Raw genomic sequence first — 18,024 nt, 5'->3', positions numbered from 1 at the left:
AAGGGCCGCCGAATTGCAGCCAATGGACCGACGACTGCGTGAATTGCGCACGCGGCTCCGATGGCTCGCCGCCAATTTGCTCGAACGCCGGTTTTTCCTGCCAACCCAAACCCGTGCGATGCCTGCGGCCTTGACGTTTTTCCTGTCCGGTCGCGGCCAGGACGCCAAGACCAAAGTTACGGAAATCAACGTGTTCCAGTTCTGGAACCGAGCGAGGGTCTGGGGTGTTAGAGTTCTGCGTCGGCCTGTGACGACAGGGTGACGAGCGGGTATGTTCGAACGTCGTAACCGGGGGAAACCTGACACATGGACCAGATGTTCGCCAAATGGCAGCCGACTGTTCTCAGTTTGCTTCGCTTCATGAGCGGGCTCCTGCTCATGCAACACGGGACCGCCAAGCTCCTGGGCTTCCCGTCCCTGCCGATGTTCGCCGACCTGCAAATCGCGTCGATGGTCGGGGCTGCCGGGGTCATCGAACTGGTTGGCGGCGGGCTTCTGGTCGTCGGGTTGTTCACGCGGGCCGCGGCCTTCATCACGTCGGGCATGACGGCGGTCGCCTACTTCATGGTGCATGCGCCGCAGAACTTCATGCCGATCGTCAATCACGGCGAACTGGCCGCGCTTTACTGTTTTGTTTTCTTCTACCTGGTGTTCGCTGGCGGCGGCCCGATCAGCCTCGATGCGATACTGCGCAAAAAGGTCTGACCTCAGCGATAAAATTAGCCTGGCACCTTCAGCTCCAACGGCACCGCCGGGGAGTATTTGGAATTGTGAAGCACCAGTGAGGTCCGCACGTTGCGCACATGCGGCGCAGCGGTGAGATGCGCGACGAAATCCTGAAATGTGGCCATGTCAGGCGCAACGCATTTCAGGATGAAGTCGACCTCGCCTGACAGCATCCAGCATTCGCGCACAAGCGGCTCGCGACGCACGAACTCCTCAAACGCGCGAAGGTCGGCGTCCGCCTGACTCGACAGATGCACCGACGCAAACACCGTAACCTCGAAACCGAGCCGCTGGGGATCGAGCAGTCCGCGATACCCCTGAATATAACCATCTTCCTCCAGCGTCCGAACCCGGCGCAAGCACGGCGGCGGCGAAATGCCGACCCGTTTCGCCAGTTCGACGTTGGTGATCCGGCCGTCGGCCTGAATTTCGTTCAAAATCTTAAGATCGATCTGGTCCAGACTTTTCGACACACGCATCCAATCCCGAAAACCGGGGCAAAGGTCGAATCCCCGGTAGGTCTTACTTAACGCAAATGGGGACGCTTGCGTAATTTTATTGCGCCAGGTTCACTTTGGTGCTTAGAGGAATTGTTGCAGCGGCGGGTTGCATTTTTCGCATAGCTAGCCAGATATCGAAGGCGTCGATCCCGACGCTTCTCACGCCTCTACGAGCCTTCGCGGGCCATTTTGTGCCTTGCGCGCAAAGCCATTTTCTTACGATAGGGATTCCAATTCCATGTCCGCCCCTAACCAAGCCAAGGTCGTCATCATCGGGTCCGGGCCGGCGGGCTATACGGCGGCGATCTATGCGGCACGCGCCATGCTGGAGCCGGTGCTAATCCAGGGCATCCAGCCGGGCGGCCAGCTCACCATTACGACCGATGTTGAAAATTACCCCGGCTTCGCCGACGTGATCCAGGGGCCTTGGCTGATGGAGCAGATGGAGAAGCAGGCGACGCATGTCGGTACCCGGATCGTAACCGATACGGTGAATTTCCTCGATGTGTCACAGCGGCCGTTCCGGCTAACCTGCGACAGCGGCGAGGTCTATCTCGCCGAAACCGTGATCCTCGCAACAGGTGCGCAGGCGCGCTGGCTCGGGCTGCCATCCGAGGACAAGTTCAAGGGATTCGGTGTATCCGCATGCGCTACCTGCGATGGCTTTTTCTATCGTGGTAAAAACGTGATCGTAGTCGGCGGCGGCAACACAGCGGTCGAGGAAGCGCTCTTCCTTACCAATTTCGCCTCACAGGTCACCCTTGTGCATCGCCGCGATCACTTCCGCGCCGAACGCATCCTGCAGGATCGCGCGTTCAAGCATCCCAAGATCAAGGTCGTCTGGGACAGCGCCATCGACGAGATCTGTGGCGGCGAGGATCCTCCCAAGGTTACCCATGTGCGGCTGAGGGACGTCAAGACCGGCGCACTCACCGAAGTCGCAGCCGATGGCGTGTTCATCGCGATCGGCCACGCACCTGCGACCGAACTGGTTACCGGCAAGGTCAAGCTGAAGCCGTCGGGCTACGTCGAAGTTGCGCCGAACTCGACAGCAACATCCGTGCCAGGGCTGTTCGCCGCCGGCGACGTCGCGGATGAAGTTTATCGCCAAGCCGTGACGGCCGCCGGCCTGGGCTGCATGGCCGCGCTGGAAGCCGAGCGGTTTCTCGCTGCGCACGCGGGCGACCGCGCTGCGGCAGAATAACCGCGCAGTGTGCCGACATGGATTGGGACAAGCTAAAAGTCTTTCACGCCGCGGCAGAGGCTGGGAGCTTCACGCACGCCGGTGAACAGCTCGGGCTGTCACAATCTGCCGTATCGCGACAGGTCGGCGCGCTGGAGCAGGAACTCTCGGTCCCGCTGTTTCATCGTCATGCGCGGGGGCTGATCCTGACCGAACAGGGTGACCTGCTGTTCCGCACCGCGCATGATGTCTTCATGCAATTACAGGCGGCGCGCGCCCAGCTCGCCGACAGCCGGGAAAGACCAAGCGGCGACCTCAAGGTGACGACCACGCCGGGAGTCGGCATCAACTGGCTGATACCGCGCCTTGGCGAATTCACCTCGCTGTATCCGGAGATCAGGATCTCACTGCTTTTGACGGACGAAGAGCTCGATCTGTCGATGCGGGAAGCCGATATCGCGATCCGCACATACAAGCCGACCCAGCCCGACCTGATTCAGCGCAAGCTGTTTGCGATATGTTTCCATGCCTATTGTTCGACCGAATACGTCAAGCGTTTCGGCACCCCGCGAACGCTTGAGGAACTCAGTGGGCACCGTATCATCCTGCTCAACGAGACGCAGGCATCGCCCCATCTCCAGAACCGCAATTGGCTGATCGATGCCGCTCGCAACGGCTCAGGACCGCACGAACCCTACTTCACCGTCAACAGCATACTGGGCCTGTTCAGCGCCTGTCAGCAAGGTCTCGGCATAGCGGCGCTGCCGGATTATCTGGTCGGGGGGAACAACCTGCTGGTTCAGTTGTTTCGCGAATCCGATTCGATTCAGCTCGATACTTATTTCGTGTATCCGGAAGAGCTGAAATCCGTGGCGCGGGTTCAGGCTTTCCGAGATTTCGTCGTCAGCAAAGCGCAACGCTGGCCGTCGTGATCGGATCGAACTCTGTCTGATTTGCTCTGACGCGTTTTCTTCACGCGAACCGTATCCATCCTCGGGTCAGGGCCGAGGACATACTTCGCTCGAAACGCTCTGGCGCAAAAAGACAAAACGCGCGAAACCCGCGCGCTTTGTCACCAACACCGAGCGACGGTCAGGCAGCCTGCTTGTGCATGGCTCCGCCCGAGGACACAGACCCGCGGATCGCCTTGACGGACCGTTCAATCGCTGCCCACAATCGTCCGATCTCCGAGGCAGCGCGGCCCTGGGAATCGTATTCGCGTGCCCCTTCGCCGTGTGCAAGCGCCAGCAGCAGGTCGGCGCGATTTGTAATCTGGCCACTCCAAACCGGAGCGCGGAATTTCGCCAGAGCCTCGCGCGCAATGGTAACGATCGGACTTTCGGAGCCATCGCGCATCGCCGGCGCACCATTGATGACCACCGCGTAAGGCTTCCGTGCAGACCGGCAGCTCTGGATGGTGCCCTGAACGGCGTTGACGTCGAACACGCCGGGTCGCGCGGGAATCACAACCATGGTCGCATTCCGGATGGCGTCATCGACGACGGCCGTCAGATTCGGAGGCGTGTCGATAAAGACCCACTCGAAGCCGTCACGCTTCGCGGCGTTGATGATTTCGGTGACGGAGCGATTGGCTGTCCGGATCGGAGGCTCGTTGGTGCCGCGCAACTTGTGCCAAAGCGTCAGTGATCCCTGCGGATCGGCATCGACCAGCAGGCAGGGCCTCGAAGCCTTATGAACTTGTGCGGCAAGATGGGCGGCCAGGGTGCTTTTGCCCGAGCCGCCTTTACGCGATGCGAAAACAATAACGTTCATACCTTGGTCTCCCGATTGACCCAGGAGAATAAAATGAATCAGCATACTGATTCGTTAAAGACAATTTTTACCGTCTTTCACCGGCACGGGCCTGTTTTTCATGCTTTTTTGGGCATTTGAGCCGCGTCCCTGTCCGATATCGAGACGGTCTTGGCTCCAGAGAGCCCGAAATGGAATAGTCGTGCGAAGCCTTACGACATGCGTTTCGCGGCTTTTCGCTCCAACCATTTGCGCTCGATCCACCCCAGCATCCGGGCCATCGGTCCCTGCAAGAACGGCAGATCTTGCGCGATCAAAATAAGACCGAGAGGCAACATCCACAGCCCGAGAACCGGTAGAAAACTGAAAATGCCGCCGATGATCAACGCCATCGCCAACGGAACGCGGACCAGCCGCGAGGAGGGCTTACGCACCCAACCCATAAATTTCGCAAGTCGTGGCGGCATTTTACCTTCCAACCAGGCAAGATGCCGATCCAGTTCCGCACGGTGATCACTGCTCACGTCTCGCTCCATGACAAAAAGATGTTGATTTGTCATGGCACCACAAGGGGGCGGGATGTCGCGCAGACGTCTCGCAAAAAAATGCCCCCGGATCTCTTCATCAAACTCAGAATCCGAACGTCCAAACGACGCTTACCACCGTCAGCGTCAGGAAAGCGCTGAGCGTCCAGCCGATGGCGTAGTTTTTTTCCTCCGGCACGATCCCGCGCATGTCCTCGACCCCTCCGTGGGTAGGACGCCAAAGGTGCAAATCGGTCATTACAACCTCCCATGCAGACATTGCCGCAATACTCCAATGGCGGGAGGGCAATACAAGTTCCCTTGCAAGTATCCGAATTATTACAGCTCGACTTGACGGCGCGATGCACAGCGGTCATGCGTACCGCGTCAGTCAGCTGGACGGCCGCTCCCGCACGGGCCGAAAGGCTTGCGGGGGAGGAAAGTCCGGGCTCCATCGACATACGGTGCCGGATAACATCCGGCGGGGGTGACCCTAGGGACAGTGCCACAGAGAACGAACCGCCGCTTCCATCCTCTTCCTCCGCTTGCCGGAAGGTGGGGGCGAGAGCGGTAAGGGTGAAAAGGTGCGGTAAGAGCGCACCGCGTTTCCGGCAACGGAGACGGCATGGCAAACCCCACCGGGAGCAAAACCGAATAGGGACGGCGTCGCGAGAGGTTCGCCTTGGGCGATAACATCGCAGGGCTATGTCGGGCTCGCTGTCCGGGTAGGTTGCATGAGGCAACGTGCAAACGTTGTCCCAGAGGAATGGCCGTCACGTATCGTATACGTAAGTGTGCGGTGCCCTACAGAACCCGGCTTACAGGCTGGCTGATATCCGCAAAGCGTTTTGAATCGAAGTGAACTTGCGGTTCACTTGAGGAAAGCGTGTTTCACTGTGAATGAGGGGTTCGGCGCGCCGGACCCCTCGCCAACGAAACTCCGCGGCAGGAGGCGGCAGGAGGAAGACGATCATGACTGACTCCGCCGAAAATCAAACAGCAGCGAATAAGACAGCCGACGCTCGACGCCACTATTCGTCGTAATCCGCCTCGCTGGCGTAACTGTGCGAATGGTTCTTGCGACCGCCAAACGATCCCGTGACAGCCGGCTCGCGGCTGGCATACGAACCGCGCGCCGCGGCGCGTGCGGCAATGTCCTCGCCCGATACCGCAGCAGGGTTGCAGACCATTCGGCGACTTGCGCGGCGCATCAGATCGACATGGATATGATTGTAGTGATGGACGTTGGAGCCAGGCGCCAGCACAGTGGCGAAGCGCTGACAGGCCGACGCTTCCACATCGCGGAGGAACCCCTGCTCTTCCGGCAGACCCTTCCAGCCGTGCTGCACTGAAACGTATCGTCCATCCGCCAGCGTGAAACCAGCGATATCCAACGCATTCCCGAAGGCGTGCTCGGAAATATGCGCGCGCGGATTGCCGTTCATGCCACGGCAGGAATAGGCCGAGATCTGCTTGATCTCGACCACGCGCGCGCCGAACCAACGCATCGACGCCGGCTGTATCGCATCCGCTAGCCAGCGATCGAGCGCCGAAACGATCGGGCATGCAAGCGTCGCGGAGGGCTTCACCACGACGGGGCCGACCGCGCTGGTGACGGTCCCGCGCGCAGGTCCGAGACGCAGCGAGTTCTGTGACGAATCCAGCGCAGGCGTTGCCGGATACGCGGAGGACCGTGTGCCGCTAGAGGACTGAGGCTGCGGATACGACTGTCCGTAATGGTCGTTCGGCGATGCGTGATTATCCTGCGGTCCGTCCGGCGGCAACTCGATCCGACCCTCAGCAGGATAGACGCCGGGCGCGGTCAGCGAGACCGGCCCGTTCGATCCGTCGCCGGAGGCGGGCTGAGGAGTTGGTGTTTCGGGGTAGGATGGCGGCGGCGTCCGGTGGGCGGGCTGCGCGATCGGCCAGCGCGGCTGGCGGCCGATTGACGCGGGGGGCCTAAGATCCTCGTCGGCAAAGCCGTACGCCGGGTTTTCACCGAGCGCCGAGACCTTCAGGGGAAATTCCGCGCCGCAAATGCCGGGGCCATTGATCGGACGGATGCGAACGAGATCGGCACTCTCCCTGACTTCGCCGGATTTCAGACATGCAGCTTCAGCCTCGGCCCGCCACGGTTCGCGCTCCGCAGTCTGAAAAAAACCGCGCCCGCAACCGGCCAACGATACGAGGACGAGGGAGCCGACAAAATACAAGGCAACTCTGCGCGTCATCCGCGCACGTTCAACGAATTTATTTAAAGCTTCTTCAATGTGTTGTTTTCAGTCATTTTTAACCACGCCGTTGCGGTGCGCAATAGAAGATGGGTGGCGAGACCGGAACCGATTGCAGGACGCTGCGTTACGACGACGAACAAATGGCGTGAGGTCGCATGACTTTCGCGGGCCACATGAGCATCCTGACCGCCTACATCGCACTCGCCTTCGTGGGCGCGATCGTGCTGGGCGTTTTTTAGCCAAATTTCCCGCATCTGGTCCCCGCATCGGTGGGTGATTAAGTCGGGGAGCCAATGCGGCCTGGGTTTAACCTCAAGACCATCCTGCTCGGCATCGTGATCCTTGCGGTCTCGTTTCTTGTCGGTCTCAAGGCCGTGGACTGGTTGTCGCCGCGCGCCATTGACAAGCCTGCCCTAGCGACATTGCCGCCGCTCCCCCCCGTCAACCGCAATTCGAGCATCGTCGCGCCGATCAAGATACCCCTGACGCTCATTCGCGACGCCGCCGAGCGCGCGGCTCCGCATAACTTCGCTGGCAAGGCCGACAATCCGGCGGCGCAGATTCTCCAGAACGCGGACATCGGTTGGACCGCATCCCGCGGCGCGATCAGCGCCACGGGCGTCAACGGCGTGCTGTCGCTGTCGACGCCGTTGACCGGCGCTGTCAAGGTTACTGGATCGCTATCCGCCAACGCTCAGGATGCGGTCGGTAACGCGCTCGCGGGCGTACTCGGCGGCGACATCGCCAAACGTGTCGGCCGCGTGAACATCAAGAATCTGAACGCCAATGCCGAGATCAAGGGCAACGTCGTGATGACGGCACGGCCGGCGCTGGCCGAAAACTGGCGTATCGATCCCGGTATAACCGCGCAGGTCAATCTTGGGGACACCAACCTCTCGGTCGCGGGCGCGCGCCTCAATGTGCCGTCACAGGTCAAGCCCGTCATCGACAGGGCAGTCAACGAACAGATCGCAAGCCTGCAGCAGCGCATCCGCAACGATCCCGCTCTGGAACGCAACGCGCGGCGGCAGTGGACGCAGATGTGCCGCTCGATCCCATTACAGGGGGCAGCCGGGTTTCAGGATCTTTACCTCGAGCTGAAGCCGGTGCGCGCCATCGCGGCTCAACCGCGCATTGACACCAGCAACGTCACGTTGACACTTGGCGTCGAAGCCGAGACGCGGATCACGACCGCGGCGACCAAACCCGACTGTCCGTTTCCCCAGACGCTCGCCATCGTTCCGGCCACGACGGGAAAACTGAATATCGGCGTTCCGATCGACATGTCCTTCACCGACATTACCAAGATCCTCAGAGCACAACTCGCCGGCAAGACATTCCCCGAAGATGATAGCGGCGCGGCTGAGGTCACTGTCAAACAAGTCAGCGTCGCGGCCGCGGGCGACCGCCTTCTGATCTCGCTTCTTGTTCATGCGAAAGAGAAGAAGAGCTGGTTCGGTTTCGGCGGCGAGGCCACAATCCACATCAGGGGTAGACCCGTTCTCGACCAGGCCCAGCAGATCGTACGTCTGACAGACATCCAGCTTGCGGTTGAGTCCGAAGCCGCGTTCGGCCTGCTCGGCGCCGCCGCGCAAACGGCATTGCCCTATCTGCAACATGCCTTGGCCGAGAAGACAGTGCTCGACCTCAAACCGTTCGCATCGAATGCGCGAGAGAAGATCGCCGCGATGATCGCGGATCTTCAGAGAAGCGAGAACGGCGCCAAGGTCACGGCAGAGATCAGCAGCCTGAAGCTTGCGGGCATCGCCTTCGATTCAAAGACGCTGCGCGTGATCGCCGAAGCGGTAGGCACCGTGAACGTCGAGCTCAAGACATTGCCGGCGTTGTGAGGGACAAGTTCCTGATGCTCCCCGGCATTCATCGCGTCCCTCCTCCATCCAAACGAAGCTAGGCACGAATAAACACGCCCGGTAAAAACCGGGCGCGTTGATTATTCTGCCGTCTATCTGGCGGCTCAGGTCGAGTACTTGAATTCAGGCATCGCCTCCAGCTGTTGCTTGGTCGCGCTGAAGACTGCGTGATCCGGGTACCATGAACTCTTGTCCGCTTTCGTCGTATTGACCGTAGCCGGCGCGGATGTCGCGGAGCCCGTGGTCGTCCCCGTACCTGCGCCGCTTCCCGAGGCCGATGCCTGCGCAGGTGTATCGACAAACTTTAGCTTGTCGAACGGTATCGCAACCAGGCGCTCACCAACGCCTAGGAAGCCGCCCACGCCGATCACCGCAGCTTTGATCGTTCCATTCTTGTCCAACAGAAGATCGCTGATCGAGCCGAGCTTGTCGTTGGTATCGTTATAAACGTTAAGACCGACCAACTTCGACGAACGCCAAGTGCCATGATAGCCTGACACTGATGTGGTAGCGGCTGGAGCATTCATCGTCATGGTGTTTGGCGTCTGAGCAACCGCCGTCGTCGCCAACAGCGCGGAGCCAATCAACGCGACCGTCATATGTTTCGAGATCATCAGTGTGCTCTCCTTCAGTTTAAATGGAGTAGCGAGAACCCATGATGCCAAGAGTGGTTCCACGGAACACCTTCGATAAATCCCGTTCCAATCGGACAAAACAACACAAAGATGTGCGTGGATTTCGAACGACGCACGCAAGCTACGCCGCCGCGCAGCGCGACCAATGACCGAGAGCGATGTGCCATCGCAAACAGCGACACCGTCGTTTCTCAAGATCTGCGTTTCTCAAGATTTACAGCGCAGCCGGTCGAAACGACGCCGCTAAGCAGCGTGTGCATGCGGCTCGTCGTTCGCCTCGCGAAAGAACGCGACGGTTTCGAACTGATAGCCACAGTGAACGCATTGCCAGAGATACGCTGTTCGGCGCGGTCCGTTTTCAAACCATACTGGCGCGGCAATCAGACGACCGCACTGCGCACAAGGATTTTGGTGGGGTAAATCATCAGATACGGCAGCGACCATGACGCTTCTCCCATCTGCTTTTTTTGTCTGCGAATTGTAGCGAGCACAACTCGCCGAGAGTTCGCATTGCTCGATCCTGACTCCCTCTCGCGACAAATTTGCGACATTCCGCAAACGCCCCTCGTGTAGCTAAACGCCGCAACACGACGCCACACGATCTCAAAGAATTCCTTTGGCAATACGCCCTCGGCAGGCTGAATTCATGAGCTTCCTATTTCGTCCATTTTGCCATAGGAAAGGCAAGATTGAGGCGGTAAAAAAGCGGATCATGAAGGGGTGCCCGTGACAAATTTACGCAAATTCGGTCCGCTTCTTGTTTTTGTCGCGATGGCATGGCCGCAGCCATCGACCGCGCAACACGCGGACTACGCACCGATGGTGACGGCACATGCGCAAGCCAACGGCGTTCCTGTCGAGCTGGTTCACCGCGTCATCATGCGTGAAAGTCGCTACAATCCACGCGTGGTTCATCGCGGGAACTATGGCATGATGCAGATCAAGCTCGAAACCGCTCGCGGCCTCGGCTACACCGGCACCGCTGAAGGCCTGCTCGATCCTGAAACCAACCTCACCTATGCTGTCAAATATCTCGCGGGCGCATACCAGGCAGCTCACGGCAACCATGACCGCGCGGTGGCTTATTACGCAGGCGGTTACTACTACGCGGCGAAGCGGCAACGGCTCCAGCGCGCCACGCACGAGACCATGAGCGCCGATGCGCGAATCCCCGGCGCGCCGCTATCGATCGTGCCGCACTGAACTGCCAGCGCTGCGGGATAGAGTAGCGTCGCGTCGATACGGTAGCTGTCGAGCAGCGATGGAAACTTGCCCTCGGTTGGCTGAGGCAGATGCGCGATTGCTCCGTTGCGGAGCGCTGCGAACCGCGCCGAGCGCGGCGACCGCGAAAACGTCCCGCAAAACGCCAATCATGGAACCGCTTCCATTATTTGCGTCTGCCGCGCGTTGACACTCCTGCCTTTCGGTCTAGATTAGGGATGTTCCGAGGGGTGCTCCGTCAGGGAGCTGAGATACCGCAAGCTCGTAATCCGAAGATGGATTGCAGGGACCGCGGTGACCCTTTGAACCTGATCCGGGTCATGCCGGCGAAGGGACAGGGATGCTTCAGAAGACGCGGGAGAAGCGGGGGGCGCCCCCGATCGCGGTGAGGGGTGCAGGTATTGCCGGCGCGTGGCAGGCGTTGCTGTTCGCGAAGGCTGGACACGCGGTCACGCTCCACGAACGCGGCGACAACGCGATGGCGCATGCGACCAGCCACTGGGCCGGCGGCATGCTCGCGCCATGGTGCGAATCCGAGGTGTCCGAACCTCTCGTCTCGCGTCTCGGCCTTCGCTCGCTCGCGCTATGGCGCGAACATGCTCCCGATACGTCTTTCAACGGCTCTCTTGTGGTGGCGCATCCACGCGACCGCTCCGATTTCGAGCGTTTCGCGCGAATGACATCGGGACACCGGCACCTTCAGCGCGACGACGTGAGCAAACTCGAACCATCGCTCGATGGACAATTTCGTGAAGCATTGTTCTTTCCGGACGAAGGCCATGTCGAACCGCGCCGCGTGTTACCTGAACTGCATGCGCACATCCGCGCAGCCGGCGGCCAAATCGAATTTGGCAGCGCGCCAAAGCCAACCGACATTGAGGGTCTGGCGATCGATTGCCGCGGCCTCGCCGCGCGCGACACGTTTCCGGACCTGCGGGGCGTCAAGGGCGAGGAGATTATCGTCGAAACTGACGAGATCGTGCTGTCGCGCCCGGTACGCCTCCTGCATCCGCGATGGCCGCTCTACATCATTCCACGTGAACACCACCGCTTCATGATCGGCGCCACCTCGATCGAATGCGAGGACGACGGCGTCAGCGTCCGTTCCGCGCTGGAACTTCTGAGCGCCGCTTACGCGGTGCATCCGGCGTTCGGCGAGGCGCGGATCGTGGAGATCGGTGCAGGCCTGCGGCCCGCCTTTCCCGACAACCTGCCGCGCATCGCGATCGACAAGAATCGGATCGCGGTCAACGGGCTTTACCGTCACGGCTTCCTGCTGGCTCCGGCGCTCGCGGAACTGACGCTCGGCTATGTCGCGCGCGGGGAGATCGACAACGAGGTGATGCAATGCAAGTGACCGTCAACGGCGAACGGCGCGAGATCGCAGCGCAGACCGTGGACGCCCTGCTGCGCGAGCTCGACTATGAAGGCACGCACGTCGCAATCGCTCTGAATCTTGACGTGCTGCCGAAAAGCCGATGGGCGGATACGACGCTAAAGAGCGGCGATGAGATCGAGATCATCACGCCGCGGCAAGGAGGGTGAGATCGCAATGAACAACGCGAATTTTACTGCCCTACCTTTACCGGTACGAGCCGAGCCATGCTGAAATTTTACGATCGCGAATTCTCCTCCCGGCTGCTGATCGGAACGGCGCTGTATCCATCGCCCAGGATTATGCAGAGCGCCATCCGCGCCGCGGGCAGCCAGATCGTCACTGTGTCGCTGCGGCGGGAGACCGCAGGCGGCAAAACCGGCGACGCCTTCTGGTCGCTGATCCGCGAACTCGATGTCACGGTGCTACCGAACACCGCCGGGTGCAAAAGTGTGCGCGAAGCCGTCACGACGGCGAAACTTGCTCGCGAACTATTCGATACGTCCTGGATCAAGCTTGAAGTCATCGCCGACGACGACACGCTGCAGCCTGATGTGGTTGGACTCGTCGAAGCTGCCGCCGTCCTCATCAAGGATGGTTTTGACGTGTTTCCCTATTGCACCGAAGATCTCGGCGTCGCGATGCGGCTTGTTGAGGCGGGCTGCAAGGTGGTGATGCCGTGGGCCGCACCGATCGGCAGCGCGAAAGGCATCATCAACACCAACGCCTTGAAGCTTTTGCGCGAACGCTTGCCCGATATCACGCTCGTCGTCGATGCCGGACTCGGCGCGCCTTCGCACGCGGCGCAAGCCCTCGAACTGGGCTACGACGCCGTGCTCCTCAACACAGCCATCGCCAAGGCCGCCGATCCAGTTGTCATGGCTGGCGCTTTCAAGCTGGCGGCGGAAGCCGGCCGCAGCGCTTATGAGGCGGGCCTGATGGAGGCCCGCGACTTCGCCTCGCCATCAACCCCCGTCGTAGGGACACCGTTCTGGCATGCCGTATCCTGATCGCCGCGCGTATCCTGATCGCTTTTATCCTGTCGTCGACACGCTGGACTGGCTGCGCCGCCTGATCGGGCTCGGCGTCGGCACGGTGCAGTTGCGCGCAAAAGACCTCAACGATGGCGAAGCACTGCAGCTCGTCAGCGATGCGCTGGAGATCGTCAAGGGCACGCCGATGCGACTCGTGGTCAACGACTACTGGCGCGCCGCCATCGTCGCCGGAGCGAAGCACCTTCATCTCGGCCAGGAGGATCTGGCGGAGGCCGACGTTCACGAGATCCGCAAAGCCGGGCTTACGCTCGGCCTCTCCACCCACGACGAGGCTGAGCTCGAAACCGCGCTCGCAGCCGAGCCGGATTACATCGCGCTTGGTCCGATCTTTCCGACCACGTTGAAGGCGATGCGCTTTGCGCCGCAAGGAATTCCGAAAATCGCCGAATGGAAGAAGCGCGTCGGCGACGTCCCGCTGGTGGCGATCGGCGGTATCAAGCTGGAGCAGGCGCCAGAGATTTATGCCGCCGGCGCGGACTCGATCGCGGTGGTCAGCGACATCACGCAGAACCCAGATCCCGATGCGCGGGTGAAAGCCTGGCTCGAACAGGTGATTGAAACCGCATGAGGCGCCATCTTCTGCCTTCTCGGCTATTCGCATTGAACCCTAACGACCCGTCTCGAACCGGAGAAACGCCATGAACATTCGCCCCAATCCGGACACCACTCGCCCCGCCGTCACGACCGGCGCCCTGCCCTCGTCCCGCAAGATTTTCTCCGCGCCCGATGCTGCGCCGGACCTGCGGGTGCCGCTGCGCGAGATCATTCTCTCTGAAGGCGCAGGCGAGCCGAACCTGCCGGTCTACGACACCTCCGGTCCCTATACCGATCCGAGCGTCGTTATCGACGTCAACGCCGGCCTGCCGCGCACGCGCCTTACTTGGGTGAAGGAACGCGGCGGCGTCGAGGAATATGACGGCCGCGTCATCAAGCCCGAAGACAACGGCAATGTCGGAGCAAAGCACGCCGCAGCCGCGTTCACAGCACACCACAAGCCGCTGCGGGGTGTTGGCGATGCGCCGATCACCCAGTTCGAATTCGCCCGCGCAGGCATCATCACCAAGGAGATGATTTACGTCGCCGAGCGCGAGAACCTCGGGCGCAAACAACAACTCGAACGCGCCGAAACCGCGCTGGCCGACGGCGAGTCCTTCGGCGCCTCCGTTCCCGCTTTCATTACGCCGGAATTCGTGCGCGAGGAGATCGCGCGCGGCCGCGCCATCATTCCGTCGAACATCAACCACGCCGAACTCGAGCCGATGATCATCGGCCGCAACTTTCTGGTGAAGATCAACGCCAACATCGGCAACAGCGCGGTGACCTCCTCGGTTGAAGAGGAAGTCGACAAGATGGTGTGGGCGATCCGCTGGGGCGCCGATACCGTGATGGATCTCTCGACGGGCCGAAACATCCACACCACGCGCGAATGGATCTTGCGCAACTCGCCCGTCCCCATCGGAACGGTGCCGATCTATCAGGCGCTGGAGAAATGCGACGGCGATCCGGTCAAGCTGACATGGGAGCTTTATCGCGACACGCTGGTGGAGCAGTGCGAACAGGGCGTCGATTATTTCACCATCCACGCTGGCGTGCGCCTGCCCTACATCCACCTCACCGCCAACCGAGTCACCGGCATCGTCTCGCGAGGCGGCTCGATCATGGCGAAGTGGTGCCTCGCCCACCACAAGGAGAGCTTCCTTTACACGCATTTCGAGGAAATCTGCGACCTCATGCGCAAGTATGATGTCTCGTTCTCGCTGGGCGACGGCCTGCGCCCCGGCTCGATCGCCGACGCCAACGATCGCGCGCAGTTCGCCGAACTGGAAACCCTAGGCGAACTCACGCAGATCGCATGGAAGAAAGGCTGCCAGGTGATGATCGAAGGCCCCGGCCACGTGCCGATGCACAAGATCAAGATCAACATGGACAAGCAGCTGAAAGAATGCGGCGAAGCGCCGTTCTACACGCTCGGGCCTTTGACCACCGACATCGCGCCGGGCTACGACCACATCACCTCGGGCATCGGCGCCGCCATGATCGGCTGGTTCGGCTGCGCGATGCTGTGCTACGTCACGCCGAAGGAGCACTTGGGGCTGCCGAACCGCGACGACGTGAAGGTCGGCGTGATTACATACAAGATCGCGGCGCACGCCGCCGACCTCGCCAAAGGCCACCCGGCCGCACAACTGCGCGATGACGCATTGAGCCGCGCGCGGTTCGACTTCCGCTGGCAGGATCAGTTCAACCTCGGTCTCGATCCCGAGACGGCAGTGGCGTTCCACGACGAGACGCTACCGAAGGACGCGCACAAGGTCGCGCATTTCTGCTCGATGTGCGGACCGAAGTTCTGCTCGATGAAGATCACGCAGGACGTGCGCGACTACGCCGCGACGCTCGGAGATAACGAAAAGGCCGCGCTCTATCCGGACGCAGCACAGGCGGGCATGAAGGAGATGAGCGCGAAGTTCAAGGAGATGGGCGGAAACGTGTATCTCGACGCGGAGAAGGTGAAGGAGAGTAACAAGGTGTTGTGAATATGTAGGACGGATTAACGAATCCGTAATCCGTCAATTCCTTTCAGCAACCATTGGCACAATACGCCTGCGTTATTGCGCCCTGCGGGTCAATTCACCTTGCTCCGCGTACATTCCAAGGCAGGTAGAACGATTCGATTAGGCCAACTTCCAAGCCAGCTCGACCATTTACAACCAATCCACCCCATTCGAAGTCTGGAGGAGTTGCGGTCAAGATTGTCACCGTCCCATCCTCCACGAGCGAGAGTCGGATTAGCTCATTGACGCGGATGTTGGTCGCCTGTTGAGAACCCGGTTTTCCATAAAAGTACAGACGCTTCCTCAAGCCCATACCGGCTACGCCGACGTAGAACACCGTCTCCCTCGAGGCAAAAGCATACACACCCTTACCGCTCGGAATCTCCCCCTCAACGCATGGGCGACCATCACTACCCAGCACCCATGTCCCACTCTGCTGGAAGCCTGCCTTCAATAATGCCTCGACACTCAGCGGTGGCCGCTTCGGCTTGAGAGAAATTTCAGTTTCCGTATCCACCGTCGTACTAGATGGTACGGATATCTCTGCTCTCAACCTGTTTACAAGCTTTCCTCGAATGCCTACCACACGATCAAAAAGCCCTTCGACCACCAGCTTACGGCATATGAGGTTGACTACCTGTCGCTGTGGAAGCTTCAAAGCTGCGGCAATTTCATCGTCGTCCCGATCCGGAAACTTGCTAATGAACTCGAGGACCTGCTGCCGCTGCGTCACCAACGTTTATCCCCAGATAGATCACGCTATCCTCTGGATTATCATGGCCTGATAGACGCAGCCAGTACGACGGATCCGCGAAGCGTAATCCGCCGGTTTTCCGATCGCATGAGCAAGCACCACATGAACCTCGTCACGATTCGTACGACAAATACCGGGACTGTCAGCATCTTCGAGGAACAGAACCCATGACGCCGTTTCGGGCGATTGCCCTGTTGTCTGCCGCAGCCTTCGGCATGTCCCTTGCGTCCGCTGCCGCTCAAGACAAGACGTCCCCCTCCCCGCCGCCTTCGCAGCTCATCGAAAAGCTCAACGCCTATGTCGGCTGCATCAACCGCCTCTCGGAGCGGTCGTATGAGTCGCGCAACCGTTACTTCTCATGGGCGAAGAAGACCGGCCCGACTGGCAAGGAGCGCATCATCTACGGCACCTACACCATCTACGACACGACCGACTGCAAGAAGAACGTCGAGAAGGCCAACGCGGCGGAGCCGCACGACGCCGAACTCGAATCTGCTGCTTCCGCTTACGCCGACGCCGTCGGCAAGCTCGAGCCGCTCCTGAAGGAGGCCGACGAGTATTACGAGCAGGAGAACTACAAGGACGACAAGATGGCCAAGGGCAAGGAGATGCATCCGCGCCTCGTCGCGGCGTGGGACGCCTTCGCAAATGCCGACAAGAAACTCCGCGCCGGTGTCGAGGCCATCAAGGACAAGCAGGCGGCGGAACAACTCGCCGCGATCGAGGCGAAGGAAGGCCGCAAGGTGCACTATTACGTCGAGGCGCTGATGATTCAGGCCAAGCGCCTGTTACGCGCGGAAAACACCGACAAGCCCGACATCGCGGCGATCACGCAGGCGCTGACCGAGTATGAGACCACGGTGAAAGCAGCCGAAGAGGCATCGGGCAAGGACGGCGATGCGAAACTCGGCTCGTTCTTCGTCAGCAGCGCCAAATCATATCTGACCTCGGCGAAGCAACTGATGCGCCGCATCCGTGACAAGATACCCTACAGTCAGGGCGACCGCATGATGCTCGGCGGTGGTGGCGGCTGGATGGTCGAGGGCTCGCCGCCGCGGGTGCTCCGCGATTACAACCAGTTGATCGAGGGTTATAACCGCGGCGCTCACATCTAACAGTCTCTCACCGCTTCTCGGAAACGGTGAAGAGCGGGTTCGCCGCTCTGCGACCGCTACTTCATCGTAATGGCAAGGCCGGAGAGATCGGCGTTGGCCATCAGGCCAACCTGACGGCCGGAAAGCTCCAGCACCGCGCCCTTCTGGTTGCTCAACACGATGGCGCGGGCGCCGCCGCCGATCGCCAACCCCGCGCCCGCCGCGCCGTAAACGCCGGCGACATCGGACGGCCGGCTGATGCGGCTGACCTGGCCGCGCAGCACGGTCTTCGATCCGCCGAACACCAAGCCATAATCCAATCCGCCAACCGAAAGCGGATATCGCCGTCCGTGGAAGGTGAGCGTACCGCCGCCAGCGGACGCGCCGATGATCCAGCCACCCTTGTAGATGGTCAGCGTCACGGTGCCGCTGTCAGCGCTGGCAGAAGAGGATAGGCCGAAGCAGACAGCCAGCGCGAGCAAGGCGGCGCGAAACAGCGACGATGACGACATGCGGAAGTCTCCTGAGCGTGAGAAGGCGGGAGGCGA

21 protein-coding genes, 1 other RNA gene and 1 riboswitch are annotated in these 18,024 nt (G+C 60.6%); of the genes, 12 read left to right on the top strand and 10 right to left on the bottom strand.

Annotated elements, in window-relative coordinates; all coding sequences use genetic code 11:
* The first annotated feature begins 306 nt into the window (after positions 1-306).
* Complete coding sequence (locus tag ACZ5IL_RS06950; RefSeq protein ID WP_464595965.1) at positions 307-705, top strand: DoxX family protein; 399 nt, start codon at positions 307-309, stop codon at positions 703-705.
* Between the two features lie 14 nt (positions 706-719).
* Here the strand turns inward: ACZ5IL_RS06950 and ACZ5IL_RS06945 are convergent, their stop codons facing one another.
* On the bottom strand, positions 720-1,199 hold the full coding sequence (locus ACZ5IL_RS06945) for an Lrp/AsnC family transcriptional regulator (protein WP_173816000.1): 480 nt from the start codon (positions 1,197-1,199) through the stop codon (positions 720-722).
* A 265-nt stretch (positions 1,200-1,464) separates the two neighbouring features.
* On the opposite strand from ACZ5IL_RS06945, the gene trxB reads away from it, so the two are divergent.
* On the top strand, positions 1,465-2,430 hold the full coding sequence (gene trxB / locus ACZ5IL_RS06940; protein WP_464595963.1) for a thioredoxin-disulfide reductase: 966 nt from the start codon (positions 1,465-1,467) through the stop codon (positions 2,428-2,430).
* A 17-nt stretch (positions 2,431-2,447) separates the two neighbouring features.
* Entirely contained in the window at positions 2,448-3,341 is an 894-nt protein-coding gene (locus tag ACZ5IL_RS06935) for a LysR family transcriptional regulator (RefSeq protein ID WP_079447500.1), read from the top strand.
* A 160-nt stretch (positions 3,342-3,501) separates the two neighbouring features.
* Here ACZ5IL_RS06935 and ACZ5IL_RS06930 read toward each other — a convergent pair whose 3' ends face one another.
* The 3 genes from ACZ5IL_RS06930 to ACZ5IL_RS06920 form a co-directional block, all read right to left on the bottom strand.
* Positions 3,502-4,182, bottom strand: coding sequence for a ParA family protein (locus ACZ5IL_RS06930; protein WP_079447676.1), 681 nt, complete (start codon positions 4,180-4,182; stop codon positions 3,502-3,504).
* A gap of 191 nt (positions 4,183-4,373) precedes the next feature.
* On the bottom strand, positions 4,374-4,685 hold the full coding sequence (locus ACZ5IL_RS06925; RefSeq protein WP_464595961.1) for a hypothetical protein: 312 nt from the start codon (positions 4,683-4,685) through the stop codon (positions 4,374-4,376).
* Between the two features lie 106 nt (positions 4,686-4,791).
* The gene (locus ACZ5IL_RS06920; RefSeq protein WP_173816001.1) at positions 4,792-4,944 is read right to left on the bottom strand and encodes a hypothetical protein; all 153 of its coding nucleotides are present in this window, start codon (positions 4,942-4,944) and stop codon (positions 4,792-4,794) included.
* 128 nt (positions 4,945-5,072) lie between these two features.
* Between ACZ5IL_RS06920 and rnpB the strand changes: the two genes are divergently transcribed.
* Positions 5,073-5,522, top strand: an RNA gene (gene rnpB / locus ACZ5IL_RS06915) — RNase P RNA component class A.
* A 194-nt stretch (positions 5,523-5,716) separates the two neighbouring features.
* On the opposite strand, the gene ACZ5IL_RS06910 is transcribed toward rnpB, so the two are convergent.
* Positions 5,717-6,916 (bottom strand): extensin-like domain-containing protein, encoded by a 1,200-nt coding sequence (locus tag ACZ5IL_RS06910; RefSeq protein ID WP_464595959.1) that lies wholly within the window; start codon positions 6,914-6,916, stop codon positions 5,717-5,719.
* Between the two features lie 23 nt (positions 6,917-6,939).
* Entirely contained in the window at positions 6,940-7,173 is a 234-nt protein-coding gene (locus ACZ5IL_RS06905; protein ID WP_464595958.1) for a hypothetical protein, read from the bottom strand.
* 39 nt (positions 7,174-7,212) lie between these two features.
* On the opposite strand from ACZ5IL_RS06905, the gene ACZ5IL_RS06900 reads away from it, so the two are divergent.
* Positions 7,213-8,769, top strand: a complete 1,557-nt coding sequence (locus ACZ5IL_RS06900; protein ID WP_464595957.1) for a DUF4403 family protein — start codon at positions 7,213-7,215, stop codon at positions 8,767-8,769.
* Between the two features lie 125 nt (positions 8,770-8,894).
* On the opposite strand, the gene ACZ5IL_RS06895 is transcribed toward ACZ5IL_RS06900, so the two are convergent.
* Positions 8,895-9,404, bottom strand: coding sequence for a PRC-barrel domain-containing protein (locus ACZ5IL_RS06895; RefSeq protein ID WP_464595955.1), 510 nt, complete (start codon positions 9,402-9,404; stop codon positions 8,895-8,897).
* Between the two features lie 264 nt (positions 9,405-9,668).
* Positions 9,669-9,869, bottom strand: a complete 201-nt coding sequence (locus tag ACZ5IL_RS06890; protein WP_464595953.1) for a hypothetical protein — start codon at positions 9,867-9,869, stop codon at positions 9,669-9,671.
* A gap of 327 nt (positions 9,870-10,196) precedes the next feature.
* Between ACZ5IL_RS06890 and ACZ5IL_RS06885 the strand changes: the two genes are divergently transcribed.
* The 6 genes from ACZ5IL_RS06885 (at position 10,197) to thiC (ending at position 15,610) form a co-directional block, all read left to right on the top strand.
* Positions 10,197-10,628, top strand: coding sequence for a transglycosylase SLT domain-containing protein (locus ACZ5IL_RS06885; RefSeq protein WP_464596858.1), 432 nt, complete (start codon positions 10,197-10,199; stop codon positions 10,626-10,628).
* Between the two features lie 234 nt (positions 10,629-10,862).
* A riboswitch (TPP riboswitch) is annotated at positions 10,863-10,998 on the top strand.
* On the top strand, positions 10,987-12,003 hold the full coding sequence (locus ACZ5IL_RS06880; RefSeq protein ID WP_464595951.1) for an FAD-dependent oxidoreductase: 1,017 nt from the start codon (positions 10,987-10,989) through the stop codon (positions 12,001-12,003). Its footprint overlaps the riboswitch before it by 12 nt.
* On the top strand, positions 11,994-12,191 hold the full coding sequence (gene thiS / locus ACZ5IL_RS06875; protein WP_464595949.1) for a sulfur carrier protein ThiS: 198 nt from the start codon (positions 11,994-11,996) through the stop codon (positions 12,189-12,191). Before ACZ5IL_RS06880 ends, thiS begins: the two co-directional genes overlap by 10 nt.
* Positions 12,192-12,248: 57 nt before the next feature.
* A complete protein-coding gene (locus ACZ5IL_RS06870) occupies positions 12,249-13,031 on the top strand; it encodes a thiazole synthase (protein WP_464595948.1) in 783 nt (260 codons plus the stop codon).
* Positions 13,018-13,644 carry a thiamine phosphate synthase gene (locus ACZ5IL_RS06865; protein ID WP_464595947.1) on the top strand — a complete coding sequence of 209 codons (627 nt, stop codon included), beginning with the start codon at positions 13,018-13,020 and terminating at the stop codon, positions 13,642-13,644. The genes ACZ5IL_RS06870 and ACZ5IL_RS06865 overlap by 14 nt, the downstream gene beginning before the upstream one ends.
* A 70-nt stretch (positions 13,645-13,714) precedes the next feature.
* Positions 13,715-15,610, top strand: a complete 1,896-nt coding sequence (gene thiC, locus ACZ5IL_RS06860) for a phosphomethylpyrimidine synthase ThiC (protein WP_464595946.1) — start codon at positions 13,715-13,717, stop codon at positions 15,608-15,610.
* Positions 15,611-15,704: 94 nt separating this feature from the next.
* Here the strand turns inward: thiC and ACZ5IL_RS06855 are convergent, their stop codons facing one another.
* A complete protein-coding gene (locus ACZ5IL_RS06855) occupies positions 15,705-16,361 on the bottom strand; it encodes a GIY-YIG nuclease family protein (protein WP_464595945.1) in 657 nt (218 codons plus the stop codon).
* Between the two features lie 188 nt (positions 16,362-16,549).
* Here ACZ5IL_RS06855 and ACZ5IL_RS06850 point away from each other — a divergent pair, with 188 nt between their 5' ends.
* Positions 16,550-17,497, top strand: a complete 948-nt coding sequence (locus ACZ5IL_RS06850) for a YiiG family protein (protein ID WP_464595944.1) — start codon at positions 16,550-16,552, stop codon at positions 17,495-17,497.
* A 56-nt stretch (positions 17,498-17,553) separates the two neighbouring features.
* On the opposite strand, the gene ACZ5IL_RS06845 is transcribed toward ACZ5IL_RS06850, so the two are convergent.
* Entirely contained in the window at positions 17,554-17,988 is a 435-nt protein-coding gene (locus tag ACZ5IL_RS06845) for a hypothetical protein (protein ID WP_464595943.1), read from the bottom strand.
* Between the last annotated feature and the right edge of the window lie 36 nt (positions 17,989-18,024).

This window comes from Nitrobacter sp. CN101 (genome assembly GCF_055390255.1).
Note: the sequence above shows the minus strand (reverse complement) of the source record. Positions and strands in the feature narration are given on the sequence as shown.

What these genes read in the sequence shown, in the direction of transcription:
- ACZ5IL_RS06950 (WP_464595965.1), top strand. Translation starts at nt 307, where the DNA reads ATGGACCAGATGTTCGCCAAATGGCAGCCGACTGTTCTCAGTTTGCTT.
- trxB (WP_464595963.1), top strand. Translation starts at nt 1,465, where the DNA reads ATGTCCGCCCCTAACCAAGCCAAGGTCGTCATCATCGGGTCCGGGCCG.
- ACZ5IL_RS06935 (WP_079447500.1), top strand. Translation starts at nt 2,448, where the DNA reads ATGGATTGGGACAAGCTAAAAGTCTTTCACGCCGCGGCAGAGGCTGGG.
- ACZ5IL_RS06930 (WP_079447676.1), bottom strand. Translation starts at nt 4,182, where the DNA reads ATGAACGTTATTGTTTTCGCATCGCGTAAAGGCGGCTCGGGCAAAAGC.
- ACZ5IL_RS06920 (WP_173816001.1), bottom strand. Translation starts at nt 4,944, where the DNA reads ATGACCGATTTGCACCTTTGGCGTCCTACCCACGGAGGGGTCGAGGAC.
- ACZ5IL_RS06910 (WP_464595959.1), bottom strand. Translation starts at nt 6,916, where the DNA reads ATGACGCGCAGAGTTGCCTTGTATTTTGTCGGCTCCCTCGTCCTCGTA.
- ACZ5IL_RS06905 (WP_464595958.1), bottom strand. Translation starts at nt 7,173, where the DNA reads ATGCGGGAAATTTGGCTAAAAAACGCCCAGCACGATCGCGCCCACGAA.
- ACZ5IL_RS06900 (WP_464595957.1), top strand. Translation starts at nt 7,213, where the DNA reads ATGCGGCCTGGGTTTAACCTCAAGACCATCCTGCTCGGCATCGTGATC.
- ACZ5IL_RS06895 (WP_464595955.1), bottom strand. Translation starts at nt 9,404, where the DNA reads ATGATCTCGAAACATATGACGGTCGCGTTGATTGGCTCCGCGCTGTTG.
- ACZ5IL_RS06890 (WP_464595953.1), bottom strand. Translation starts at nt 9,869, where the DNA reads ATGGTCGCTGCCGTATCTGATGATTTACCCCACCAAAATCCTTGTGCG.
- ACZ5IL_RS06885 (WP_464596858.1), top strand. Translation starts at nt 10,197, where the DNA reads ATGGCATGGCCGCAGCCATCGACCGCGCAACACGCGGACTACGCACCG.
- ACZ5IL_RS06880 (WP_464595951.1), top strand. Translation starts at nt 10,987, where the DNA reads ATGCTTCAGAAGACGCGGGAGAAGCGGGGGGCGCCCCCGATCGCGGTG.
- thiS (WP_464595949.1), top strand. Translation starts at nt 11,994, where the DNA reads ATGCAAGTGACCGTCAACGGCGAACGGCGCGAGATCGCAGCGCAGACC.
- ACZ5IL_RS06870 (WP_464595948.1), top strand. Translation starts at nt 12,249, where the DNA reads ATGCTGAAATTTTACGATCGCGAATTCTCCTCCCGGCTGCTGATCGGA.
- ACZ5IL_RS06865 (WP_464595947.1), top strand. Translation starts at nt 13,018, where the DNA reads ATGCCGTATCCTGATCGCCGCGCGTATCCTGATCGCTTTTATCCTGTC.
- thiC (WP_464595946.1), top strand. Translation starts at nt 13,715, where the DNA reads ATGAACATTCGCCCCAATCCGGACACCACTCGCCCCGCCGTCACGACC.
- ACZ5IL_RS06850 (WP_464595944.1), top strand. Translation starts at nt 16,550, where the DNA reads ATGACGCCGTTTCGGGCGATTGCCCTGTTGTCTGCCGCAGCCTTCGGC.
- ACZ5IL_RS06845 (WP_464595943.1), bottom strand. Translation starts at nt 17,988, where the DNA reads ATGTCGTCATCGTCGCTGTTTCGCGCCGCCTTGCTCGCGCTGGCTGTC.